We start from the raw sequence: 24,353 nt of genomic DNA, 5'->3' as shown, positions 1-24,353 counted from the left end.
GCCGGATGAGAGGGAGGTCGCACGCAGAAGATGTGAGTTTTCCGTACCGCCTGGTCACGCGGAGGTCGCGGGCAGCACCGGTACGAGACCGTCCCACCGCGAGATCTCGCAGCCGTTGCTGCGGTCGTACGTCGCGTCGACGGGCCTGCCCTGCCAGGTTCCCGTGACGTGCGCGGTGGCGGGTCCGCCGTACTGCATCGTGCACATCGAGTCCTTGGGCACGGGCGCGAACGGGTCGGTCCCCCACACGGTGACCTCCTGGAGCCGCTCGCACGCCTTTGCCGCGTCCGGGTGCGTACCGCCCGTCGGGTGGCACTTCAGTTCGTACGTCCCGTCGCCGGCGCCGCCCGCGCCGGTGACCTTGACGGTGAGGCGGTCGGAGGGAGAGGAGGGAGGCGCGACCACGGTGGCGTCGGCGGTCGCGTGGGCGGCGGCGGGTACGGCGGACAGCGCGGCGACGGAGGCGGCGGCAGTGAGGACGAGACGACGCAGCATTTCGGGCTCCACGAGTACGGCGGGACGGATGGTTCTACGGAACTAACGCCGTTCGCCCCGCGATGTTGCGGTGCCGCGTAACGCTTTGCCCCGCGGGCCGCACCACTAGTACCGTGGGTGCCGCGATTGGTGACACACCCACTGGCTGTGTCATCATCTGCACGCACCCCCGCTCGCGCAGGTGTGCAAGCTGGAGGCGTCGCCTAGTCCGGTCTATGGCGCCGCACTGCTAATGCGGTTTGGGACTTAAATCCCATCGAGGGTTCAAATCCCTCCGCCTCCGCAGCTTGATCCGAAGCCCCGGCCCCTGGACCGGGGCTTCGGTGCGTCATGGGCGCTCCGGGCGGTGTTTCCGCAGCTCACAAGGGGTCCGCCGAACGGATTTCACATGGCGGCGGCAGTCATGTAATGTTCTTCCTGTCGCCGCGAACGGGCCGAAGGGCCGGGAAGCGAAGACAAGAACAAAAGAAAAATCAAGCACTCGTAGCTTAACGGATAGAGCATCTGACTACGGATCAGAAGGTTGCAGGTTCGAATCCTGCCGAGTGCACATGAACAAGAGGCCCCCGGAGTTGATCCGGGGGCCTCTTGCGTTGTCCGGGTGCGGGGAGTGATGGCTGTGGAGTGGCGGTGTGCGGGGCTCGGGTGGCCGGACGGGCAGCCCGTGCTGCGGTGGGACGGTGGGCGGCGCAGCGTGCTCGCGTACGGGCGGGACATCGGGTTCCGGGCCGTCGGGGAGCGGCGGTGCGTGGGGGCGCGCGGCAATGCGTGTCCGGTGCGGGCCGTCGTGCCGGGGGCGGCCACGCAGGCGCGGTGCCCGGAGTGTGCGCGGCTCGACCGGGCGTTCTCGGTGGCGGCGGACGGCGTGCCCGACGATCCGCGTACCTACCGGGTCTACCTCGCGTGGTTCGGGGCCGGAGTCGTGAAGGTGGGGATCACGGCCGAGGAGCGGGGTGCGGGGCGGCTCCTGGAGCAGGGGGCCGTGGCGTTCTGCTGGCTGGGGCGCGGTCCGCTGATGGCGGCGCGGCGTACGGAGGAGTTGCTGCGGGCGGCGCTCGGGGTGCCGGACCGGGTGCCGTACGCCCGCAAGCGTGGGCTTCGTGGGGCGTTGCCCGGGTGGGGTGAGCGGGAACGGGAGCTCGCCGAGCTGCACGGCCGGGCCGTCGCACTCGGCGGGTGGGCGGAGGCGCTGGAGCGGGTGCCGTTCGACGCCGTTGACCACTCGGAGGCGTTCGGGCTCGACGACCGGGGTGGTCCGGCCGCGACGGGCGGGGTGGTGCGGGAACTGGTCGACGGCGGGGCGGTCGCGGGGCGGTTGGTAGCCGCGGCCGGGCCCGACCTTCACCTGGAGGTGGCGGGCGGGAGCGTGCTGGTGGTCGACACGCGGGTGCTCGTGGGGTGGGGGCTGGCCTCGGCCGACGCGGGGGCGGGGGTGACCGTTCCGGTGCGGGCCGTGGAGGTCGTGGGCGGTGGCGCCGAGCAGGACGGGCTTTTCTGAGCACCTTCCGTGCCCGTCGACCGGTTCTCTGACCGAATGGTCAAGTCCGGGCGACCGTTGGGCAAGGACGGTCGAAAAGGGTGGACGAGGGTGCGGTGTGAGCCCGAGTGTGTCGACATGAGTGATCACGGCACAGGACCTGTCGGACCCTTCGAACCGCCCTACTACTCCGTCGTCTTCTCCTCCGTGCGCACCGAGGGGGACAACGGCTACGGCGAGATCGCCGACCGCATGGACGAACTGGTCGCGGACGTACCGGGTTTCCTCGGCACCGAGTCCGCCCGTACGCCCGGCGGCCTCGGCATCACCGTCTCGTACTTCCGCGACGAGGAGTCCATCAAGGCCTGGCGGAGCAACCTGGAGCACCGCGCGGCCCAGCGCCGCGGGCGCGAGGACTGGTACGAGAAGTACGTCCTGCACGTCGCGAAGGTCGAGAGGAGTCACGGGTTTGTGCGGGAGTAATGGGAGTAGCGGGAGTAATGGGAGTAATGGGAGTAATGGGAGTAGCGGGGGCGCGGAAACCAGTGCCGATGCCGCCTCCGTGCGCGGCTTCTGGGAGCGGCTCGGGCTGCCGGGGCTCATCGACGTACACACGCATTTCATGCCGGAGCGCGTGCTGAGGAAGGTGTGGGCGTACTTCGACTCCTTCGGGGCGGCGGGCTCGGCGGCAGGCTCGGCGGCGGGCACCGTGGAGTGGCCCATCACCTACCGGCACGAGGAGGAGCGGCGGATCGCGCTGCTCGGGGAGTTCGGGGTGCGTGCCTTCACCTCGATGCTGTACCCGCACAAGGCGGGCATGGCGGAGTGGCTCAACGGGTGGGCCGCCGACTTCGCGCGGCGTACGCCCGGCTGTCTGCACACCGCGACGTTCTTCCCGGAGCCCGGCGTGGACCGGTACGTGCGGGAGGCCGTCGAGGCGGGTGCCCGCGTCTTCAAGTCACATGTGCAGGTGGGCGGGTACGACCCCAACGACGCGCTGCTCGAACCCGTGTGGGGCCTGCTCGCCGAGGCCGGGGTGCCGGTGGTCATGCACTGCGGGTCCGGTCCCGAGCCCGGCAAGCACACCGGGCCGGAACCGGTCGCCGCGCTCCTCGCCCGGCACCCGCGGCTGCCCGTCATCGTGGCGCACCTGGGCATGCCGGAGTACGCCGAGTTCCTCACGCTCGCGGAAAGGTACGAGGAGGTGCGCCTCGACACGACGATGGTGTTCACCGACTTCAGCGAAGGCCTCATGCCGTTCCCGGCGCGGGAGCGGGGCAGGCTGGCCGACCTGGGCGGGAAGGTGTTGTTGGGCAGCGATTTCCCCAACATCCCGTACTCGTACGTCCATCAGTTGGAGTCCCTGGAGCGGCTCGGGCTCGGGGACGCGTGGCTGCGCGGGGTGCTGTACGGGAACGCCGCCCGGGTGTTCGGGGTGGAGTGAGAGGGGGGGGGGGGGGGGGCGGGGGGGGGACGGGGGAGTAAAGGGCGTGGTCAGAGGCGGGTGTTCGCGTCGCCTGCTCGGAGTTTCTGTTGCGGGGCCAGCGTCGCCTGGCCCGCGGCGTCGATGCTCACGTTCAGCACGTGCCAGATGGGTTCGGTCTGTGCGCCGACGGCGGCCGCCACCGTGTACTGACCCAGCTGCGTGGTTCCCTGGGCGACCGTGACGACGGCGAGCGAGTTCTCGAAGGTGCCGCCGGTGAAATTGTGCACCCAGTACCGGTACTGGCCGGGCACGAAGTCCGCCACGGTCGGGGTGATCGTGACGTTCTCCGGGCCGAAGGCCTGCTTGGCGTCCACGTCGAGCGCCACGTATGTCACCGGGGGCGGCGACATGGACGCGTACGACAGGTGGAAGCGACCGTTGTTGGTGTCCGGGCCCGACAGGTGCGAGTCGAGGTCGGCCGGGGCGCTGCCCCACGTGAGGGTGAGGACGATCGGCTCGGTCCGGACGGGTGGGACCGGGACGAGTTGGAGGTCGACCACCGTGACCGGTGACTGGGCCGCGACCGTCGCCTCCGCGTCGAGGTAGCCGGTGTACGACGCGGAGACCGTGACGCGGTTGTCGGAGTCGAGCGGGGCGCAGGCGAATTGGTACGCCCCGGCGATGTCCGTGGTCGTCGCCGCGACCGACGTGCCGGTGAGGGTGACCGTGGCGCCGGCGACGGGGTTTCCGGTCGCCGCGTCGGTGACGGTGCCGCGGACCTCGACGCAGCCCGTGACGAGCTCCACGCCGCTCACACCGAGGGGCGGCACGAACGCGGACACTTTGCTGGCGCCCGCCGTCCAGAAGAACCAGGTCAGACCGGCCGGGCCGTGCGGCACGCACCGCAGGGTCCAGGTGCCGTCCGCCCGGGTGGTCGCCTCGATGAACGGTCCGCCGCCGGGACGCCTGACCTTCTGTCCCGCCGCGTCCATGAGGAAGACCTTGACGCCGGCCGCCGGGGTTCCGGTGGCGGTCCGCACGACGCCGGAGACGGGGGTGCACGTCAGGTCGGTCTCCAGGTCGACCGCCGTCTCCGGCGCGACGGAGATCTCCCTCCGGTGCTCCTGGTGGGTGTCGTGGCTGGTGGTGAGGACGTACATGCCCTGCGGGACGCAGGTGGTGGTGCCCTTGGCGAGGGTGAAGCGGCCCTGCGCGTCGGTGACGGCCGTGAAGCCGCTGCCCTCGGCGACGACGACCGCCCCGGCGAGGGGCTCGCCGCTGGAGAAGTCCCTGACCAGGCCCGTGACGGGAGCGCAGTTGCGGCGCAGGTCGATGACGACGTCGAGGGGGACCTCCGGTTCGACGGTGATCTGCCGCTTGTCCTCCAGGTGGGTGCCGTGCGTCGTGGTGAGGGTGTGGGCGCCCGCGGGGACGCAGGTGGCGGCGCCCTTGGCGAGGGCGAAGCGGCCGTGTTCGTCGGTGACGGCCTCGAACCCGGTGCCGTCGGCGACGACGTGGGCGCCCGCCACCGGTTCGCCGGTCACGTGGTGCCTGACCAGGCCGGTGACCGGCGCACAGCTCATGCAGACCACCTTGCCGGGGCGCCAGCCGTCGGCGGGGCGCACTTCGTTGACGAACAGCCGGAAGACGGTGTCGTCCGCGGCGACCGCGCCGTCCGCCGTCACCGTCCCCGGCCACTGCTCCGCTGGGCCGCGCACCCGGAAGTACGTCCCTTCCGCGGCGACGAGGAGCACGTCGTCGCCGCTGGTCGGCTCCTCCGACGAGCCGTCGGCCCGGACCACGCGCACGGTGTACTCCTCTTCGGCGCCGTGGTGGCCGGGGACGCTGAGCGGGTACGAGCTGACCCAGACGTCGCAGCCCGTGCCGCCCCAGCGGTAGTGCTTGATGTGCTCCTTCGGGTGGGGCTCGGTGCGCGGGTCGACGCGGACGATGTTCCCGGACACCTCCCAGCCGGGGCCGCAGGCCGTGAGGACGGATGCCTCGAAGGTCGGCGGGGCCGTGAAGTAGAAGGTGTGGAAGGGGCCGGGGGTGGGTGTGGGGTCCGCGGAGAGCCGCCCGGCACCGCCGGACGTATACAGCCAACGGCCGTCCCGCATACGGAAACGCATCGCGTTCAGCCGCACCGCTGACGGGACGCACCGCTCGTTCACGCACTCGCACCAGGCAGGGCACTCGATGCCACCACAGCTCATGTCGTCCTCCCCCGGTCGGGTCTCCCGGTCGGGTCCCCCGGCGCGGGCGACCTTCGTACACACGGCGTACCGCTGGGATCTAGGGCTGTCACTGCGGGGGCCCGCACTCCGCCTCGCCGCCGCCCCCGCCGTCCCCGCCGTCCCCGCGGTCCTTTCTCAGGGAATTCACAGGTTCGCGCAAGAGTGCTCTCAGGGGCGCCGCGCAAGGTGTGGGGCATGACCACGACCACGCCGCAGGCGCGTACCGAACTGCTCAGGCCGGACGGGAGCCCCGTCCGCGTGCTCGTCGTGGACGACGAGGTGTCCCTCACCGACCTGTTGTCCATGGCCCTGCGCTACGAGGGCTGGCAGATCCGCAGCGCGGGCGACGGGGCGGGCGCGGTGCGGGCCGCGCGGGCGTTCCGGCCCGACGTCGTGGTGCTCGACATGATGCTGCCCGACATGGACGGGCTCTCCCTGCTCGGCAGGCTGCGCCGGGAGATGCCGGACGTGCCCGTGCTGTTCCTGACCGCGAAGGACGCCGTGGAGGACCGCATCGCCGGGCTCACGGCGGGCGGCGACGACTACGTCACCAAGCCGTTCAGCCTGGAGGAGGTCGTGGCGCGGCTGCGCGGACTCATCCGGCGGGCCGGTGCCGCCGACAAGCGCAGCGAGTCGACGCTGGTCGTGGGGGACCTCACCCTCGACGAGGACAGCCACGAGGTGACCCGCGGCGGCGACTCCATCCACCTCACCGCCACCGAGTTCGAGCTGCTGCGGTACCTCATGCGCAATCCGCGGCGGGTGCTCAGCAAGGCGCAGATACTCGACCGGGTGTGGAACTACGACTTCGGGGGCCAGGCCAACGTCGTCGAGCTGTACATCTCGTATCTGCGCAGGAAGATCGACGCGGGCCGGGAGCCGATGATCCATACGCGGCGCGGGGCGGGCTACCTGATCAAGTCCGCGGTGCCGGTCGCTTCTTGAGCTCCCGCTTCCAGAGTTCCCGCTTCCGGAGTTTCCGCTTCCAGAGTTTCCGCTTCCAGAGAGTTCGCTCGTGAGACTCACGCTACGGACGCGGCTCGTTCTCTCCGCCGTCGCGCTGATCGCCGTCGTGTGCGCGGTCATCGGCGTGGTGACGACCATCGCTCTCAAGTCCCATCTGTACGAGCAGTTGGACGGCGCCCTCGGCGGGGTCGCCCAGCGGGCTTCGGGGCCCGCCGTCGCGCCGGGGCCCGGTCCCGGTTCGCGGGACGACCCGTTGGACTTCGTCACGCACGGGCCGCAGGAGATCGGTGCCGTCGGCGCGGAGGTGGGGCGGGACGGCTCGGTGGGGCGGGCCCTCGTCAGTACCGAGGACGACGCGGGCGACACGGTGCCGGATGCCACGGAGCTCGACGCGGCGCAGCTGGCCGCGCTCGGCGGCGTACCGAGGGACGGGCAGGCGCACAACGTCGGCCTGCCGGGGCTCGGGGAGTACCGCGTGACGTACACGAGCGGACACAAGGGCGACTTCCTCGTCGGGCTGCCGACCGCCAAGGTGCGGAACACGCTCAGCACGCTGATCGTCGTCGAGGTCTGCGTCACCGCGGCGGGCCTCGTCGCCGCCTCGCTCGCCGGGGCCGCGATGGTCGGCGTCGCGCTGCGCCCGCTGCGCAGGATCGCGAGCACCGCCACCCGGGTCTCCGAGCTGCCGCTGCACAGCGGCGAAGTGTCCCTGCACGAACGCGCGCCCGACGCCGACCCGCGCACGGAGGTCGGGCAGGTGGGCGCCGCACTCAACCGCATGCTCGACCACGTCCACTCGGCACTCGACGCACGCCAGCGCAGCGAGACGCGGGTACGGCAGTTCGTCGCGGACGCCAGCCACGAGCTGCGGACCCCGCTCGCCTCCATCCGGGGGTACGCGGAACTGACGCGCCGCGGACGGGAGCCGACCGGGCCCGACACGCGGCACGCGCTCGGCCGGATCGAGTCCGAGGCCGAGCGGATGACGGGTCTCGTCGAGGATCTGCTGCTGCTCGCGCGGCTCGACGCGGAACAGCCGCTCTCGTACCGGAGCACTGATCTCGCACCGCTCGTCGTCGACACCGTCAGCGACGCGCGGGCCGCCGGACCCGGCCACCACTGGCGCCTCGAACTCCCCGCCGAACCCGCCCTGGTGAGCGCGGACGCCGCACGCCTGCACCAGGTCGTCGTCAACCTCCTCGCCAACGCCCGCACCCACACCCCACCGGGTACGACGGTCACGGCCCGGCTACGGCACGAGGGACCCCACGTACACCTGGAGGTGCGGGACGACGGGCCCGGCATCGCGCCCGGTCTCCTGCCCACCGTCTTCGAACGGTTCGCCCGCGGCGACGCGTCCCGCTCGCGCCGGGCGGGATCCACGGGGCTCGGCCTCGCCCTCGTGCGGGCCATCGTGACGGCGCACGACGGCACGGTCACGGTCGAGAGCGTGCCGGGGCGGACCGTGTTCGTGGTCACGCTCCCGGCGGTCCACCACAGCACCACTTCCGACGCTTCACAGCCCGGTGACAGCCTCACCACACAGCCCTGACAGACCACTTGGCGAATGTCGGCCCCATGCGAACCGACACCTCCCCGGACGTGCTGCCGTCACGGGACCACCTCCCCGCCACCGGGCGTGACGTGCCCGTCCTGGACGTCGTGATCCCGGTCTACAACGAGGAGAAGGACCTCGAGCCGTGCGTCCTGCGCCTGCACGACCACCTCGCCCGCACCTTCCCCTACCCCTTCCGCATCACCGTCGCGGACAACGCGTCCACGGACCGCACCCCGCGGGTCGCCGCCGAACTCAGCGGGCGGCTCGAAGAGGTGCGGCACGTACGCCTCGACCGGAAAGGGCGCGGGCGGGCGCTGCGCGCCGTCTGGTCCGCCTCCGACGCGCCGGTCCTCGCGTACATGGACGTCGACCTCTCCACCGACCTCAACGCGCTGCTCCCGCTCGTCGCCCCGCTGATCTCCGGCCACTCGGACCTGGCGATCGGCTCGCGCCTCGCACGCAGCTCACGGGTGGTGCGCGGGCCCAAGCGGGAGTTCATCTCCCGCGCGTACAACCTCATCCTGCGCGGCTCCCTGCACGCCCGCTTCTCCGACGCCCAGTGCGGGTTCAAGGCGATCCGCGGTGACGTGGCGCGGGTGCTGCTGCCGCTGGTCGAGGACACGGGGTGGTTCTTCGACACCGAGATGCTCGTCCTCGCCGAGCGCGCCGGGCTGCGCATCCACGAGGTGCCGGTCGACTGGGTCGACGACCCCGACTCGACGGTCCACCTGGTGCGGACGGCCGCGGACGACCTCAAGGGGGTGTGGCGGGTGGGTCGGGCGCTCGCGGTCGGCGCGCTGCCGCTCGACCGGCTGGCCCGCCCGTTCGGCGACGACCCGCGCGACCGCCGACTCACCGGCGTGCCCGGCGGCCTCACCCGCCAGCTCGTCGGCTTCTGCGTGGTCGGCGCGCTCTCGACCCTGTTCTACCTCCTCCTCTACAGCGGATTCCGTACGTTCACGGGGTCGCAGGCAGCCAACGCGCTCGCCCTCCTGGTGTCGGCGGTGGCCAACACGGCAGCGAACCGGAGGCTCACCTTCGGCGTACGCGGCCGGGACCGCGCGGTCCGCCACCAGGCACAGGGCCTCGTCGTCTTCGCGATCGGCCTCGCCCTCACGAGCGGCTCCCTGGCGGCCCTCGACACCGCGTCGGTCCACCCCGCGCACTCCACGGAACTCGCGGTCCTGGTCGCGGCGAACCTGGCGGCGACGGTGCTGCGGTTCCTGCTGCTGAGGGCGTGGGTCTTCCCGGCCGACGCCACCGGCGCACCTTCTTGCACGACCACCCCCCACGACCCGAGGGACGCACGATGACGATCACCTCTCCCCCCTCGGCGCCGTGGCGCGGGCGCGCGGGCGACCCCCCGTGGGCGCGGCCCGCGCTGCTCGCGCTGTTGCTGGCCACCGCCGGGCTCTACCTCTGGAACCTCAGCGCGTCCGGCTACGCCAACTCCTTCTACTCCGCCGCCGCGCAGGCCGGCAGCCAGAGCTGGAAGGCGCTCTTCTTCGGCTCGCTCGACGCGGGCAACGCGATCACCGTCGACAAGCCCCCGGCCGCGCTCTGGCCCATGGCGCTCTCCGTACGCCTCTTCGGCCTCAACTCCTGGGCCGTACTCGTCCCGCAGGTCGTCATGGGCGTCGCCACGGTCGGCGTGCTGTACGCGGCCGTGCGGCGCCGGTTCAGTGCCGCCGCCGGGCTGATCACGGGCGCGGTGCTCGCGCTCACACCCGTCGCCGCGCTGATGTTCCGCTTCAACAACCCGGACGCGCTGCTCGCCCTCCTGATGACCGTCACGGTGTACTGCGTCCTGCGCGCCCTGGAGCACGGCCGCACCAAGTGGCTGGTGTGGGCGGGCGTCGCGGTCGGTCTCGCCTTCCTCACCAAGACGCTGCAGGCGTTCCTGATCCTGCCGCCGCTCGCGGTCCTCTACGCGGTGTGCGCCCCGGTGCGGCCGCGCAGGCGCATCGGCCAGCTCGCCCTGTCCGCGGGCGCGATGCTCGTCGCCGGTGGCTGGTGGGTGGCGGCCGTCGAGCTGTGGCCCGCGTCCTCGCGCCCGTACATCGGCGGCTCGCAGAACAACTCCTTCCTCGAGCTGACCTTCGGCTACAACGGTCTCGGCCGCATCAACGGCGACGAGACCGGCAGCGTGGGCGGAGGCGGCGGGCCCCGCGGCGGCGGGGGCGGGGGTGGTGGTCAGTGGGGCGAGACCGGGCTGGGGCGGATGTTCAACTCCGAGATCGGCGGCCAGATCTCCTGGCTGCTGCCCGCCGCGCTGATCCTCCTGGTGGCCGGGCTCGTCCTCACCCGCAAGGCACGCCGTACGGACACCGCGCGGGCGGCGTTCGTGGCGTGGGGCGGCTCGCTCGTGATGACCGCCGCGGTCTTCAGCTTCATGGCGGGGATCTTCCACCAGTACTACACGGTGGCCCTCGCCCCCTACATCGCCGCTCTCGTCGGCATGGGCGCGACGGTCCTGTGGGAGGAGCGCGGCTCGCGGTGGGCGGGCGCGGTGCTCGGGGTGACGGTCGCGGGTACGGCGGTGTGGGCGTACGTGCTGCTCGGCAGGGCGGCGGACCACCTGCCGTGGCTGCGGTGGGCGGTGCTCGCGGCGGGGCTGGTCGGGGCGGTGGGGCTGCTGGTCGTGGGGCGGCTCGGGCGTCGGCTCGCGCTGGCCGCGGTGGGGCTGGGCATGGCGGCATCCGTGGCGGGACCGGTGGCGTACACCCTGTCGACGGTGGACAGCGCGCACACGGGGTCGATCGTGACGGCGGGTCCGGCTTCGGCGGGCGGCCGGGGCATGGGCGGGCCTCGGGGCGGGGGTGGGCCGGGTGGCGGTCCTGGTGGTCCTGGTGGTCCGGGCGGTCCGGATGGCCAGGCCCGTCAGGGTGGGGCTCCCCAGGGCGGTGCCCCGCAAAGGCAGCCCGGTGGTGGGGTGCCCGGCGGTGGGATGCCCGGTGGTGGGGTGCCCGGCGGTGGGATGCCCGGCGGTGGGATGCCCGGCGGTGCCACGGGCGAGCGCGCCGGACGCGGTGGCGGCACGGGCGGCGGTATGGGCGGTCTCCTGAACGGAGCGCAGGTCTCCGCCGAGGCCGAGTCCCTCCTGGAGCCGGACGCCGGTGACACCTGCACGTGGGCCGCCGCGGCCATCGGCTCCCAGAACGCGGCCAGCTACCAACTCGCCACCGGCGAGCCGGTGATGGCGATCGGCGGCTTCAACGGCAGCGACCCGTCACCGACCCTCGCGCAGTTCAAGAAGTACGTGGCGGACGGCGACATCCACTACTTCATCGCGGGCGGCACGGGCGGCGGGGGCGGCATGGGCGGAGGCGGCACCGAGATCGCGTCCTGGGTGGCATCGACGTACAAGAAGATCACGGTCGGCAGCGCCACGTTCTACGACCTGACGCAGCCGAGGAAGTAGCCGCCCGCCCCCCTCGGCGTAATCCTCTTGTACGCCGTACGGGAACTGTTCTACGGTGTACGTCGCACCACCGCCTCGTACACCGTAGAACAGTAGAAACCCGGAAAGGGAGGGCTGATGACGGCAACGACCGCCGAGAACCCCACCACCTCACAACGGCACCCGCAGCGCTGGCTGATCCTCGGCGTCATCTGCCTGGCGCAGCTCACCGTGCTGCTCGACAACACCGTCCTCAGCGTCGCGATCCCCTCCCTCACCAAGGAACTGGACGCGTCGACCTCCGACATCCAGTGGATGATCAACGCGTACTCGCTGGTCCAGTCCGGCCTGCTGCTCACCGCGGGCAGCGCCGCGGACCGCTACGGGCGCAAGAAGATGCTCGCCGCGGGCCTCGCCCTCTTCGGCATCGGTTCGCTGGCCGCGGGCCTCGCGCAGAGCTCCGGGCAGCTCATCGCCGCCCGCGCGGGCATGGGCATCGGCGGCGCGCTCCTCATGACCACCACGCTCGCGGTGGTCGTGCAGATCTTCGACGACGCGGAGCGCGTCAAGGCGATCGGCCTCTGGGCCACCATCAACTCCCTCGGGTTCGCGGCGGGTCCGCTGCTCGGCGGCTTCATGCTCGACCACTTCTGGTGGGGCTCGATCTTCCTGATCAACATCCCCGTGGCGCTGATCGGCCTCGCCGCGGTCCTGAAACTGGTCCCGGAGTCCAAGAACCCCCACGGCGACCGCCCCGACCTGCTCGGCGCCCTGCTCTCGACGATCGGCATGGCCTCCGTGGTCTACGCGATCATCTCCGGGCCCGAGCACGGCTGGACGTCCGGCCAGGTCCTGGCGCCCGCCGCGGTCGGCGTGCTCGTCCTCGGCGCGTTCGCGCTCTGGGAGCTGCGGATCCCGTACCCGATGCTGGACATGCACTTCTTCCGCAACCAGCGCTTCGTCGGCGCCGTCGCGGGCGCCATCCTGGTCGCCTTCGGCCTGAGCGGCTCGCTCTTCCTGCTCACCCAGCACCTCCAGTTCGTGCTCGGCTACGAGCCGTTGGAGGCGGGCCTGCGCACGGCGCCGCTCGCGGTGACCATCGTGGCCCTGAACCTGATCGGCGTCGGCGCGAAGCTGCACGCCAAGATGGGCACGCCCGGCACGATCGTGACCGGCATGAGCCTCAACGCGGCGGGCCTCGCGGTCATAGCGGTGCTCGGCGGAGACAACTACAACGGCATGCTGCTCGGCCTGATCGTGATGGGCGCGGGCATCGCGCTCGCCATGCCGGCCATGGCCAACGCCATCATGAGCGCCATCCCGCCCGAGAAGGCGGGCGTGGGCGCGGGCATCAACGGCACGCTCGCGGAGTTCGGCAACGGCCTCGGCGTCGCCGTGCTCGGCGCGGTCCTCAACTCCCGCTTCGCGTCGCTCGTCGCGGTCTCCGCCGCGTCGTTCCCCGCGGCCATGGCGGCGGCGAAGTCGCCCGGTGAACGCGAGCGGATCGCCGACGCGTTCTCCTCGGGCCTCGAGACGAGCCAGCTCGTCGGGGCGGCGGCGGTGTTCGCCGGAGGTGTCCTGGCGGCGGCGTTGTTGCGCAGGGCGGAGAGGGCAGACTCCGTGGGTAAGACAGCGGCATAGCATCAGGGGGAGGCGGACCGCCCGGCTCCGGTTGACCCGAGGACCAACGAGGAAGGTGCGCCATGGCGAAGGCAGCCGGCCGCACGAAAGCCGCGGCGAAGACGAGTGTCTGGCTGCAGGACAAGGCGCCACGCGGCGGCGGCCGCAAGGTCGACCAGCCGAGCGGCCTGGACCGGGACCGCATCACGCGGGCCACGGTCCGGCTCCTGGACGCGGAGGGGCTCGACAAGTTCTCCATGCGCAGGCTCGCCGGTGAACTGAACGTCACGGCGATGTCCGTCTACTGGTACGTGGACACCAAGGACGATCTCCTTGAGCTCGCCCTGGACGCGGTGTGCGGCGAGATGCGTCTCCCCGACACGGAGACGGCCCCGGAGGAGTGGCGCGACCAGCTCCGCGCCCTCGCCGACGAGTACCGCGCGACGCTGATCCGCCACCCCTGGGTATCCCCGCTGGTCGGCCGCTTCCTCAACATCGGCCCCAACTGGCTGGCCTTCGCGCTCGCCATCCAGAAGACGGTGGGGAACACGGGGCTGCCCGCGTACACCCAGAACGGCGCGATCTCGGCGGTCTTCCAGTTCGTGTACGGCTTCGGGACCATCGAGGGCCACTATCGCGCGCGGTGCGCGGAGGCGGGGATGTCCCAGGAGGCGTACTACCGCGAGGCCGTCGGCACGGTCCGCGAGGAGCTCGCCTCGCACGGGCTGCTGGAGAGCGCGGACGAGCTGATGGCCGCGCGGGACGGCGACACGGTCGAGGAGATGTGGGCCCGCGACTTCACGATCGCTCTGGACCTGATGATCGCGGGCATCGAATCCCTGCTGACGAAGAACCCCTAGGGCCTGTGTCGGAAGTCCCGCCTGCCGCGCGACGCCCGGCACGCGCCCTCGCGGCGTTGTCGGGACACCCCGATACAACCAGTATCGGGGCGACCCTCCGCCTTGCGATCGCACGTACCGGACGCCGCGCGGCCCGCCCTCCGGGCGAACGACGGGACTTCCGACACAGGCCCTGGACGCAGGCGGGCGGGGTCGTCGTCACGCCTGCGGCAGGGCCTCTCCCTGTACGGCCTGGATGTCCAGCTCCACCTTCAGCGTCGTGCCGATCGCCGAGATCCCCGCCTGCACCACCTGGTTGTAGTTCATCGCGAAGTCCTCGCGGCGCAGCTCCGCCGTGGCCCGGAAGGCCGCGCGCGTGCCGCCCCACGGGTCCGCGCCGGTCCCCAGGTAGCTGAGGTCCAGGTCGACCGGGCGTACGACCCCGTGCATGCCGAGCTCCCCGTGGACCGTCCAGCGGTCCGTGCCCGACGGCGTCAGGCCGTTCGACCGGTACGTGATCTCCGGGTACTGCTCGACGTCCAGGAAGTCCGCCGACTTCAGGTGCCCGTCGCGCATGCCGTTGCCCGTGTCGATCGACGCCGACCGGATGACCGCCTCGACGCGCGACTTCTCGACGTCCTCGGCGATCTCGATCCGCCCGCCGAACTCCAGGAACCGGCCGTGCACGCTGGTGATCCCGAGGTGCTGGGCGACCGCGCCCACGGTCGAGTGGGCCGGGTCGACGGTCCACGGTCCGGGCGGCGGCAGTTCGGTGCCGCCCTGCCGGGCGAGGACGACGTTGCCGACGTCCGCCCGCCCGCTCGCCGTGACGAGCGCGGTGGACGCGACGGGCGCGTAGCCGACGGCGGTCACGATGACGGTGTAGGGCCCGGCCGCGAGCGCGGTCCCGTCCCGTACGACGCCCTCGACGTCCGCGTCGGCCCGCAGTACCTGCGTCCCGGTCATGTCCGTCACCGTGACGACGGCGTGGGGCACGGCCCATCCGTCACGCGTCCGGATCCGAGCGTTCAGTGCCATCCCGTTTTACTCCTTGCCGGGCTTCCCGCTTCGGGAAGCCTCACAGTCAAAGCCCAGTACACGCTTCAATACGCGGACGGCCCCCGGCGGCGGTGACTGGCCGTCCCCTGCCATGTGTGCCACCGCCGGCCCGGGGGCCTCTCCGCCACCGGCCCGCGGCCGCGCCTCCGCTCGGGGCGCGGCCGCGGGCCGGAGCCGTCACTCGCCCGGGTGGGCGAGCTCGATGTCGTGGCCGTCGATGCCGCTGCCGGCCACCGTCAGGCCCGTCGCCACCGGCGGGTACCCGGTCGCGATGACCGTGTAGTCGCCGCTGTCCAGGTCGGTGAAGGCGTACGCCCCGTCAGCCCCGGTCGTCGCGGTGGCGACGACGTTGCCCGCCGCGTCCACCAGGGTGACGCGCGCGTCGTTCAGCGCCGAGCCGCCCGCCCGCACGGTGCCGAGCACCTGTGCGCCGGAGTTGAGCTCGACCTCGACCCGGGTGACCCCGGTGCCGCCGACCTCGACGGGCAGCGCCAGCGGGCGGTGCCCCGCGGCGTTCACCGCGATGGTGACGGTGCCGGGGACCAGCTCGGCGAAGGTGAACTCGCCCTGCTCGCCGGAGAGCCCGGTGGCGAGGACGTCACCGCGCACGTCGGTCACGATGACCATGGCGCCGCTGACGGGCAGCTTGCTGTCCGCGTCCCGCACCAGACCGCTGAGGCCGCTGGTGCCGCTGAGCAGGATGTCGTACGCGAGGGCGTCCTCGCCCACGACGACCGTGGAGGCCTGCGGCTGGAACCCGTCGGCCGACGCGATGAGCACGTACGAACCCGCACCCGGGGCGTCGACGGCGTAGGAACCGTCGCCCTGCGCGACCGAGCGGCCGAGCTGCCGTCCCCCGAGGGAGATCAGCGTGACGGCGGCCTGCGGAACCGGTGCGCTCTCGGCGCCGCGGACGTAGCCGCGTACCGGGATGCCGCCGGTGATCTGCGGGAGTTCACCGGAGCCCGCGCCGGGCTGTGCGGCGGACGCCGCGGCGGCGAGCCGCTGCGTGCCCTCGGGCCCGGTGTCGGTCCCCGAGGTGACGGAGGCGAGCACGGGCTGCTCGGCGGTGGCCGCGGCCCCGGCGGTGTCAGCCGGAGCCGAGCCGTCCGTCGTCTCCGAAGCGGCCTGGGCCAGCGCGCCCGACGTCCGCAGCGGCACCTCCTTGATGAAGATGGTGATCAGGAAGGCGATCAGCGCCATCGGAGCGGCGATGAGGAAGACATCGGCGATGCCGTGCCCGTACGCGCTCTCCATGACCGTGCGGAACGGCTCCGGGATCTTCTCCAGGTCCGGGATGCCACCGCCGCCGGTGCCGCCGTGGCCGAACTGCGCCGCGGCCTTCGGGCCGAGGTCGGTGATGCCGTCCTTGACGTAGTCGGTGATCCGCGTCGACATGATCGCGCCGAGCGCCGAGACACCCATCGCACCGCCCAGCGAGCGGAAGAAGGTGACGGTGGAGCTGGCGGAACCGAGGTCCTCGGGAGCGACCTGGTTCTGCGTGCAGAGCACGAGGTTCTGCATCATCATGCCGATGCCGAGACCCATCAGGGCCATGAAGATCGCGATGTGCCAGTACTCGGTGTCGTACCGGATGGTGCCGAGCAGACCGAGGCCCGCCGTCACCAGGAGGCCACCGCTGACCAGCCAGGCCTTCCACTTGCCCGTCTTGGTGATGACCTGGCCCGAGACGGTCGACGAGATGAACAGGCCGCCGATCATCGGGATCGTCATGACACCGGACATGGTCGGGGACTCGCCCCGCGCCAGCTGGAAGTACTGGCTGAAGAAGACCGTGCCCGCGAACATCGCGACACCCACGAAGAGCGAGGCGAGGGAGGCGAGCGTGATGGTGCGGTTGCGGAAGAGCCGCAGCGGGATGATCGGCTCGGTCGCCTTCGACTCGACGAGCACGAAGATCAGCGCGAGCAGGACCGAACCGCCGACCATGGCGCCGGTCTGCCAGGACATCCAGTCGTACTTGTCACCGGCGAAGGTGACCCAGACGAGCAGCAGGCAGACGGCGGCGCTGATGAAGAAGGCGCCGGCCCAGTCGACCTTGACGTCACGCTTGACGACGGGAAGCTTCAGGGTCTTCTGCAGGACGATGAGCGCGATGATCGCGAACGGCACGCCGACGTAGAAGCACCAGCGCCAGCCGAGCCACGAGGTGTCGGTGATGACACCGCCGAGCAGCGGTCCGCCGACGGTGGCGACGGCGAAGGTCGCACCGAGGTAGCCGGAGTACCGCCCGCGCTCACGTGGGGAGATCATCGCGGCCATGACGATCTGCGCGAGGGCGGAGAGACCGCCCACGCCGATGCCCTGCACAACGCGGCAGGCGATCAGCATCCCTGCGCTCTGCGAGAGACCGGCGACGATCGAACCGCCGACGTAGATGACCAGGGCTATCTGGACCAGGGCCTTCTTGCTGAAGAGGTCCGAGAGCTTGCCCCACAGGGGCGTCGTCGCGGTCATCGCGAGCAGCGACGCGGTGACGACCCAGGTGTAGGCGGACTGGCCGCCGCCGAGGTCGCCGATGATTTCGGGCAGGGCGTTGGAGACGATCGTCGACGAGAGGATCGCCACGAACATGCCGAGCAGCAGCCCGGACAGCGCTTCCATGATCTGCCGGTGCGTCATCGGAGCGTTCTCACCGCTGTGACCGTGATGTGCTCCGTGCTTGGCATGGCTGCCCCGCACACCGGCTGGTGTGGTTGTTGCCATGGACTTCCTTTTCTTACGCGGGTGTACGGGTGGTCTCCGACGTGGTCTGCACGTCGTGGGGGGAAGGGGTCAGCCGGGCCGAAGCCGCACGGCAGTCCCCGAAGCTGTCGCGCAGGCGCGCCAGCAACGTGCTGAGCTGGACGACCTCGTCGTCGGTCCAGTCGTGCAGGTAGTGGGTGAGCGTCCGGATGGAGAGCTCGGAGAGCTCGTCCACCTTGGCCTCGCCCTCGGGCGTGAGCCGCAGGATCCGGGAGCGCTTGTCGGCGGGGTCGGGATCGCGGACGATCCATTCCTTGTCCGCGACATGGGCGACGTGGCGGCTGGTCACCGACGTGTCGACGGCGAGCAGCTCCGCGAGCCTGCTCATCCGCATCGCACCGTGGCGGTCGAGCAGAATGAGTACGGCGGCGGATCCGGCGGGGCAGTCGTGCGGCAGGCCCCGTCCGAGACCACGCTTCACGGCACCGATGGCGCTGAGCTGTCGGGCCAGCTCCTCGTACTGACGCTGCGCGGCCACGGCACCTCCAATATTTTTGTTGCTTAGGGCAACGATAGAAGCAGTTGGTTGCCGCAGGCAAACTAAAAAGGGCCCATCGGACTAAAGACTCGGCAAAGCGTTGGGGCCCTGCTCGTAAAGTCGCTGGCCAGAGGGGGTTGGGCCGATGGCGGTGAATTCGCTAGGGTCCTGCTCCATGGCACACAACCCCCAGGGCAACCAGGGCAACCCCGATCCCGCAGGCAGCACGCAGATGTTCCGCGCGTTCGTCGACGAGGCGCCGCGCGGTGGCCGCCAGCAGGCGGCGCCTTCCTCTTCCGGCCCGCGGGTGGGCCTGATCGTCGGCGTGATCCTCGCGATCGCGGTGGTGGCGGGGGTGGCGTGGCTGGCGCTGTCCTAGCGGGGCTTGGGCGGCTTCGGGTGCGGGTGTGTGGGGGCTGGTCGCGCAGTTCCCCGCGCCCCTAGGTCACCCGGGGCGAGCCCAGCCGTCCAGTGGGGCCGGACGAGGTGCTGGTCAGGGGCGCGGGGAACTGCGCGAGCGACCACGACGCACCCGCAGACGTATATGGCGCTCCGGGCCCCCGGCACGGGCTACCGCCACTTCACCGCGACGTCCCGCGTCTCCACGTGCATGCCGAGCGGAACGCGCCACGCGTCGACGCATACCGGCCAGGTTTTCTTCTTCTTCTGACCGGGTCCGATCGGCGTCGGCAGCTTCACGGTCGACTCGATCGTGGCCCAGTCGACGCCGAGCGCGCCGATGACGTGCGTCCCGAGAGTCACCGTGCCCGAACGCACCGGTGCGCCACCGGTGTTGTGGAAGGCGACGGTGACGTTCTCGCACCAGCGCTTGTCCGCGGGCTTGCGGTCGGGGTCGCCGACGGAGAGCGCGGCGGGGCCGCTGGGAGGGCCGGGCTCAGGGCCTGGCTCCGGGCCGGGCTTCGGGTCCTGCGGGGTCTGCGGGGTCCGAGGGGTCTGCGGGTCCTGCGGGGCCTGAGAGCCGGGGCCGTCCGCCCCAGGGCTGCCCGCCCCCGCCCCCGGCGCCGACGGACTGCCGGAGCGCCCCTCCGTGCGCGCGCCCGGCGACGAACTCCCCGCCGAAGCGGGCGACTTCCCCTCCGAGCCGCCTCCACCACGGGGCCCCGCCGAGGCCGAGGAGGGCGACCTCCCGCCCCTGCGAGCGGCGGAGTCACCGTCTTCCTCGTCGAGCGGCACCAGCTTCACGTCACGGTCAGGGCCCACGGCCTGCCCCCGCGCCCGCTCAGGGGCCGCGCCGGTCGCCACGTAACCGTCGTCGCCGCCACCGTCGCCGCAGGCGGAAAGGAGCCCGCCGAGGCAGAGCACGGCGGCACCCGCACCGAGCACGTTCCGTACGCCACGTCGCATCGCGCCAGTGTGGCTGACGGTCCGTCAATTAGGAACCCCGTCAGCAACACGGGCCCCCGCGCGTCGCGTTGGTGCCTCAGTCCGAGATGAGTCCCTCGCGCAGTTGCGCGAGCGTCCGGGTCAGCAGCCGGGAGACGTGCATCTGCGAGATGCCGACCTCCTCGCCGATCTGCGACTGCGTCATGTTGGCGAAGAAGCGCAGCATGATGATGCGGCGCTCGCGCGGCGGCAGCTTGGCGAGCAGCGGCTTGAGGGACTCGCGGTACTCCACGCCCTCCAGTGCCGTGTCCTCGTACCCGAGCCGGTCCGCGAGGGAGCCCTCGCCGCCGTCGTCCTCGGGGGTCGGGGAGTCGAGCGACGACGCCGTGTACGCGTTGCCGACCGCGAGGCCGTCGACGACGTCCTCCTCCGAGACGCCGAGCGCGGCGGCGAGCTCGGGCACGGTCGGCGAGCGGTCGAGGCGCTGGGCGAGCTCGTCGCTGGTCTTCGTGAGGGCGAGCCGCAGTTCCTGGAGGCGGCGCGGCACGCGCACCGACCAACTGGTGTCGCGGAAGAAGCGCTTGATCTCGCCGACGACCGTCGGCATCGCGAACGTCGGGAACTCCACGCCGCGTTCGCAGTCGAAACGGTCGATCGCCTTGATCAGGCCGATCGTTCCGACCTGGACGATGTCCTCCATCGGTTCGTTGCGACTGCGGAAACGAGCCGCCGCGTACCGCACGAGCGGCAGGTTGAGCTCGATGAGCGTGTCGCGTACATAGACGCGCTCCGGGCTGTCCTGGGCGAGCGTGGCGAGCCGCAGGAAGAGGGAGCGGGACAGGGTCCGGGTGTCGATGGCTTCCGAGGCTGTTGAGCTGTGAAGCGCGTCGGGCGCGGATTCGCTCGGGCTCTTGACGAGCGTGAGCGTGAGCACCTTCGAGCTGCCCTGGTCTGCGGACATGCCACCCCCTTGAGGTCGCGGACGGTCGCGGCGGGCGCTCCGTCGGAGGAACGCAGCCTCCACCTGAATACCGGAGGTGGGGCTACGGCAAACGCGGTTCCAGCAGAATGTCACATGTCGGCAACACGCTGTAGTTACTTGTCGACAAACAAGGGTGACATCCGTGCAGGAAAGAGGGGGTCTGGGGCATTTCAGCAAAGAGTGCCGTCGGGAACAGCCCCGACGGCACTCCACTCGAACCGGTTACGCCTCGATACGGTTTGCGGACCGGAGGCGTGCGAAGCTCCTGGCGAGCAATCGCGACACGTGCATCTGCGAAACACCCAGCTCGGCGCTGATCTGTGACTGCGTCAGATTGCTGTAGTAGCGCAGGAGGAGGATCCGCTGCTCGCGCTCGGGCAGCTGGACCAGGAGGTGGCGTACGAGGTCGCGGTGCTCGACGCCGTCGAGTGCGGGATCCTCGTAGCCGAGCCGGTCGAGCAGGCCGGGCAGCCCGTCGCCCTCCTGGGCCGCCTCCAGTGAGGTCGCGTGGTACGAGCGGCCGGCCTCGATGCAGGCCAGCACCTCGTCCTCGGTGATGCGCAGCCGCTCGGCGATCTCCGAGGTGGTCGGCGAGCGCCCGAAGGCGGTGGTGAGGTCCTCGGTCGCCCCGGTCACCTGCACCCACAGCTCGTGCAGGCGGCGCGGTACGTGGACCGTGCGGACGTTGTCGCGGAAGTACCGCTTGATCTCGCCCACCACGGTCGGCATCGCGAAGGTCGGGAACTGCACGCCGCGCTCGGGGTCGAACCGGTCGATGGCGTTGATCAGGCCGATGGTGCCGACCTGGACGACGTCCTCCATCGGCTCGTTGCGGCTGCGGAAGCGCGCGGCGGCGTACCGCACGAGCGGCAGGTTGGCCTCGATGAGCGCGCCGCGCACCCGGCCGTGCTCGGGGCTGCCCGGCTCCAGGTCCTTGAGCTGGCCGAAGAGGACCTGAGTGAGGGCGCGGGTGTCGGCACCTCGGGTGCTTCCGGTGCTCCTGGTACTGCCGGGGCCCCCGGTGCCCTCGGTGCTCCCAGTGCTCTGTGCGGTCCTCGCGGGTGGTGCTTCGGGCGCAGTACTGGCCGGCACGGTCAACGCCACCCCTTCTCAGACAGGCACTGTCAGTCAGGCACAGTCAAGCTCGGTCGACGTCCGGTCGACCTCGGTCAACTCATTCGTCAAAAGCGGTCATAGCATCACAAGACATGTGCACTGTGTGCAAGCACCTGATAACTACGTGTTGGGGGCGAGTTGGGGCGTACGAGCGCGAAGGACCCCGCACCTTCGCGGTGCGGGGCCCTTCGGGAGCAGGTGGGGCGGGCGGCTCAGAACTCGTAGTCGGCGATCACCCACGTGGCGAACTCGCGCCACAGCGCGACGCCCGCCTGGTGGGCCGGGTGCTCGATGTACCGCTTCAGCGCATCGACGTCCTCGACCGCCGAGTTGATGGCGAAGTCGTACGCGATGGGGCGGTCGGTGATGTTCCAGTCGCACTCCCAGAACGTGAGCTCCGGGATCTGCCCGCCGAGGGCGCGGAACGCCTCGACGCCCTCGACCACGCGGGGCTCGTCGCGCTGGACGCCGTCGTTGAGCTTGAAGAGGACCAGATGGCGGATCACGGGCACTCCTTGGAGAGGGCTGGGAGGGCTGGGAGGGCTGGGAGGGCTGCGGCGGGACAGCCGCTCAGTCCTTGCCTCCGTTGGCGACCCACGTCATGAAGTCGCCGATGCTCTGAGCGGCGCTCGAAATGCCCTCGAACCCTATCTGCACGTAGTCGGCGGCTTTGGCGGGGTCGGTGATGATCACGTAGAGCACGAAGACGACCACCGCGAAAAGGCCGAGCTTCTTCCACTGCACTGCCACGATCTGGCCTCCCCTTGCCGCGCCCCGTGTGACCCCTGTGACGGCGGCGAGTCTAACCCGGACCGTACTGACGAGGCTTTTAGGGACCAACGACCTGGCAGCAGAGGTCCTTTGCCCGCGCTCCACGGGCGGCGCGGGCAGCAGGATGGGTGGTGAGCCCAGCGGATCTGGCAGGAATCCGCGGGGCGCGGGACCGGCCCCACTGCGGGGTCCGCGCCGTCTGCTTCCCCCCTGACGGCGGCGCTGACTTGAGGGCCAGTCCTCGTCGGGGGGAGCGGCTTGTCCCCCCGATGCCGCTTCCCCCGTCCTGACGGGAGAGAACCCCGGTGCCGTTACAGGCACCGGGGTTCTCTGTGTGGGCACCGTGCGGGCACGTGGGCACCGTGCGGGCAACGAAAAACCGCCCCCGACCTGTTCTCACAGATCGGGAGCGGTTCCCTTGAAGCGGTAGCGGTGGGATTTGAACCCACGGAAGGGGGTTACCCTTCACTCGCTTTCGAGGCGAGCTCCTTCGGCCGCTCGGACACGCTACCGAGAGGAACTCTAGCCCAAGGTGGGCCGCGGACAGAAATCCGTTTGGGGCGCCCCCTGATTTCAGTGCGTCAGCGGTTCCGGAAGAAGTCCGTCAGCTGTGCGGAGCACTCCTCGGCGAGGACGCCGTGGACGACTTCGGGGCGGTGGTTGAGCCTTCTGTCGCGTACGACGTCCCAGAGCGAGCCCGCCGCGCCCGCCTTCTCGTCGCGCGCTCCGTAGACGACCCGGTCCACGCGGGACTGCACGAGCGCGCCCGCGCACATCGTGCACGGCTCCAGCGTCACGACGAGCGTGCAGCCGGTCAGCCGCCATTCGCCGAGCGCCGCGGCGGCCCCGCGCAGCGCGAGCACCTCCGCGTGCGCGGTGGGGTCGCCACCGGCCTCGCGTTCGTTGTGCCCCGCGGCGATCACCGTCGTGCCGTCCGGGGACAGCACGACGGCGCCGACGGGAACGTCACCGCCCTTGCCTGCCAGCTCGGCCTCGGCCAGAGCGAGCCGCATGGGCGCCCGCCAGCGGTCGCGTACGGGATCGGGTTCGGGTTCGGGTTCGGTCGGATTGATCGGGTCGGTCACACGGGGAACCTAGCGGACGGTCTCGAGCACCTCCGCCGCTCCGAGGATCTCGGCGATCTCGCTCAGCGCGTCGCCGCTCTCCAGGCCGAGCAGATCCTTCTCGGGCACGCCGAGGTCGGCGAGGATCTCCGAGTCGCCGAGCGGCCCGGAAGGCACCCCCGACGCACCGGCGTCGGCGTCGGCGTCCGGGTCCGCCTCGGCCTCGGCGGCCTCGGGTTCACCGTCCTCCGTGCCGTCGAGGTCGAGGGCGTCCAGATCGACCGTCCCGTCGTCGTCGGGGGCCCGGCCGAGCATCTCGTCGGTGAGCAGGATCTCCCCGTACGAGCTGCGGGCGGCCGCGGCCGCGTCGGACACGTAGATACGAGGGTCCTCCTCACCGTCGACGCGGACGACGCCGAACCACGCGTCTTCCTGTTCGATGAAGACGAGCACCGTGTCGTCGTCGTAATCGGCCGTGGCTTCACGGGCCAGATCGGCCAGATCCGACAGGGTCTCCACATCGTCGAGCTCCGTGTCGCTCGCTTCCCACCCGTCTTCGGTGCGCGCGAGCAGTGCGGCGAAGTACACCGTGACTCTCCCACTGGTCATAGGCAGTGCCGGTTGGCGGTTTGGGGTCCCCCCGGCGAGGTCGGGGAGCGGGGAGTGCGGTACGAAGCCCCGCCCATTCGGAATCGTGGCAGAAACGGCGCCGTCAGGAGAGGTCTTCCGGCCGCTGTGTTCCGCGTCGCGTTTTTCGG

At 71.2% G+C, this 24,353-nt stretch carries 22 protein-coding genes and 3 tRNA genes; 12 read left to right on the top strand and 13 right to left on the bottom strand.

Translation table 11 applies throughout. The features are described from left to right. Nucleotides 1–54: 54 nt before the first annotated feature. The gene (locus NOO62_RS19780) at nt 55–495 is read right to left on the bottom strand and encodes an SSI family serine proteinase inhibitor (RefSeq protein ID WP_268772219.1); all 441 of its coding nucleotides are present in this window, start codon (nt 493–495) and stop codon (nt 55–57) included. Between the two features lie 192 nt (nt 496–687). Here NOO62_RS19780 and NOO62_RS19775 point away from each other — a divergent pair. From NOO62_RS19775 to NOO62_RS19755, 5 genes are all read left to right on the top strand, one after another. After that, nucleotides 688–778, top strand: a tRNA-Ser gene (locus NOO62_RS19775). Nucleotides 779–972: 194 nt separating this feature from the next. After that, nucleotides 973–1,045 (top strand) — tRNA-Arg (locus NOO62_RS19770). A 69-nt stretch (nt 1,046–1,114) separates the two neighbouring features. Then, the gene (locus NOO62_RS19765) at nt 1,115–1,993 is read left to right on the top strand and encodes a DUF2797 domain-containing protein (protein WP_414930998.1); all 879 of its coding nucleotides are present in this window, start codon (nt 1,115–1,117) and stop codon (nt 1,991–1,993) included. Between the two features lie 117 nt (nt 1,994–2,110). Continuing rightward, on the top strand, nt 2,111–2,455 hold the full coding sequence (locus NOO62_RS19760) for an antibiotic biosynthesis monooxygenase family protein (protein ID WP_268772217.1): 345 nt from the start codon (nt 2,111–2,113) through the stop codon (nt 2,453–2,455). A gap of 79 nt (nt 2,456–2,534) precedes the next feature. After that, nucleotides 2,535–3,416, top strand: a complete 882-nt coding sequence (locus NOO62_RS19755; RefSeq protein ID WP_268772216.1) for an amidohydrolase family protein — start codon at nt 2,535–2,537, stop codon at nt 3,414–3,416. A 50-nt stretch (nt 3,417–3,466) separates the two neighbouring features. Here NOO62_RS19755 and NOO62_RS19750 read toward each other — a convergent pair whose 3' ends face one another. Next, the gene (locus tag NOO62_RS19750; protein WP_268772215.1) at nt 3,467–5,611 is read right to left on the bottom strand and encodes a carboxypeptidase regulatory-like domain-containing protein; all 2,145 of its coding nucleotides are present in this window, start codon (nt 5,609–5,611) and stop codon (nt 3,467–3,469) included. Between the two features lie 216 nt (nt 5,612–5,827). On the opposite strand from NOO62_RS19750, the gene NOO62_RS19745 reads away from it, so the two are divergent. From NOO62_RS19745 to NOO62_RS19720, 6 genes are all read left to right on the top strand, one after another. Next, on the top strand, nt 5,828–6,577 hold the full coding sequence (locus NOO62_RS19745) for a response regulator transcription factor (protein ID WP_268772214.1): 750 nt from the start codon (nt 5,828–5,830) through the stop codon (nt 6,575–6,577). A 70-nt stretch (nt 6,578–6,647) separates the two neighbouring features. Beyond that, nucleotides 6,648–8,150 (top strand): sensor histidine kinase, encoded by a 1,503-nt coding sequence (locus tag NOO62_RS19740; protein WP_268772213.1) that lies wholly within the window; start codon nt 6,648–6,650, stop codon nt 8,148–8,150. Between the two features lie 26 nt (nt 8,151–8,176). Continuing rightward, nucleotides 8,177–9,469, top strand: coding sequence for a bifunctional glycosyltransferase family 2/GtrA family protein (locus NOO62_RS19735; protein ID WP_268772212.1), 1,293 nt, complete (start codon nt 8,177–8,179; stop codon nt 9,467–9,469). After that, nucleotides 9,466–11,577 carry an ArnT family glycosyltransferase gene (locus NOO62_RS19730; RefSeq protein ID WP_268772211.1) on the top strand — a complete coding sequence of 704 codons (2,112 nt, stop codon included), beginning with the start codon at nt 9,466–9,468 and terminating at the stop codon, nt 11,575–11,577. Before NOO62_RS19735 ends, NOO62_RS19730 begins: the two co-directional genes overlap by 4 nt. Nucleotides 11,578–11,694: 117 nt before the next feature. Beyond that, a complete protein-coding gene (locus tag NOO62_RS19725) occupies nt 11,695–13,197 on the top strand; it encodes an MFS transporter (protein ID WP_268772210.1) in 1,503 nt (500 codons plus the stop codon). 62 nt (nt 13,198–13,259) lie between these two features. Further along, nucleotides 13,260–14,036, top strand: a complete 777-nt coding sequence (locus NOO62_RS19720) for a TetR/AcrR family transcriptional regulator (protein ID WP_268772209.1) — start codon at nt 13,260–13,262, stop codon at nt 14,034–14,036. Nucleotides 14,037–14,234: 198 nt separating this feature from the next. Here NOO62_RS19720 and NOO62_RS19715 read toward each other — a convergent pair whose 3' ends face one another. The 3 genes from NOO62_RS19715 to NOO62_RS19705 form a co-directional block, all read right to left on the bottom strand. After that, on the bottom strand, nt 14,235–15,053 hold the full coding sequence (locus NOO62_RS19715) for a YceI family protein (protein WP_268772208.1): 819 nt from the start codon (nt 15,051–15,053) through the stop codon (nt 14,235–14,237). A gap of 198 nt (nt 15,054–15,251) precedes the next feature. Beyond that, on the bottom strand, nt 15,252–17,801 hold the full coding sequence (locus NOO62_RS19710; protein ID WP_268772207.1) for an MFS transporter: 2,550 nt from the start codon (nt 17,799–17,801) through the stop codon (nt 15,252–15,254). Between the two features lie 13 nt (nt 17,802–17,814). Then, on the bottom strand, nt 17,815–18,318 hold the full coding sequence (locus tag NOO62_RS19705; RefSeq protein WP_268772206.1) for a MarR family winged helix-turn-helix transcriptional regulator: 504 nt from the start codon (nt 18,316–18,318) through the stop codon (nt 17,815–17,817). 175 nt (nt 18,319–18,493) lie between these two features. Here NOO62_RS19705 and NOO62_RS19700 point away from each other — a divergent pair, with 175 nt between their 5' ends. Beyond that, entirely contained in the window at nt 18,494–18,697 is a 204-nt protein-coding gene (locus NOO62_RS19700; protein WP_268772205.1) for a hypothetical protein, read from the top strand. Between the two features lie 191 nt (nt 18,698–18,888). Here NOO62_RS19700 and NOO62_RS19695 read toward each other — a convergent pair whose 3' ends face one another. From NOO62_RS19695 to NOO62_RS19660, 8 genes are all read right to left on the bottom strand, one after another. Beyond that, nucleotides 18,889–19,683 carry a hypothetical protein gene (locus tag NOO62_RS19695; protein ID WP_268772204.1) on the bottom strand — a complete coding sequence of 265 codons (795 nt, stop codon included), beginning with the start codon at nt 19,681–19,683 and terminating at the stop codon, nt 18,889–18,891. A gap of 76 nt (nt 19,684–19,759) precedes the next feature. Continuing rightward, entirely contained in the window at nt 19,760–20,623 is an 864-nt protein-coding gene (locus tag NOO62_RS19690; protein ID WP_150169731.1) for an RNA polymerase sigma factor SigF, read from the bottom strand. A 243-nt stretch (nt 20,624–20,866) separates the two neighbouring features. Beyond that, the gene (locus NOO62_RS19685) at nt 20,867–21,736 is read right to left on the bottom strand and encodes an RNA polymerase sigma factor SigF (protein WP_268772203.1); all 870 of its coding nucleotides are present in this window, start codon (nt 21,734–21,736) and stop codon (nt 20,867–20,869) included. 236 nt (nt 21,737–21,972) lie between these two features. After that, complete coding sequence (locus NOO62_RS19680) at nt 21,973–22,266, bottom strand: Dabb family protein (protein ID WP_150217546.1); 294 nt, start codon at nt 22,264–22,266, stop codon at nt 21,973–21,975. Nucleotides 22,267–22,330: 64 nt separating this feature from the next. Then, complete coding sequence (locus tag NOO62_RS19675) at nt 22,331–22,510, bottom strand: hypothetical protein (RefSeq protein WP_150169725.1); 180 nt, start codon at nt 22,508–22,510, stop codon at nt 22,331–22,333. Between the two features lie 445 nt (nt 22,511–22,955). Then, nucleotides 22,956–23,043, bottom strand: a tRNA-Ser gene (locus NOO62_RS19670). Nucleotides 23,044–23,112: 69 nt separating this feature from the next. Continuing rightward, nucleotides 23,113–23,544 carry a tRNA adenosine(34) deaminase TadA gene (tadA, locus tag NOO62_RS19665; protein WP_268775694.1) on the bottom strand — a complete coding sequence of 144 codons (432 nt, stop codon included), beginning with the start codon at nt 23,542–23,544 and terminating at the stop codon, nt 23,113–23,115. A gap of 81 nt (nt 23,545–23,625) precedes the next feature. After that, nucleotides 23,626–24,183, bottom strand: coding sequence for a hypothetical protein (locus NOO62_RS19660; RefSeq protein WP_268772202.1), 558 nt, complete (start codon nt 24,181–24,183; stop codon nt 23,626–23,628). Between the last annotated feature and the right edge of the window lie 170 nt (nt 24,184–24,353).

The organism is Streptomyces sp. Je 1-369 (assembly GCF_026810505.1).
Classification (GTDB): Bacteria; Actinomycetota; Actinomycetes; order Streptomycetales; family Streptomycetaceae; genus Streptomyces.
Note: the sequence above shows the minus strand (reverse complement) of the source record. Positions and strands in the feature narration are given on the sequence as shown.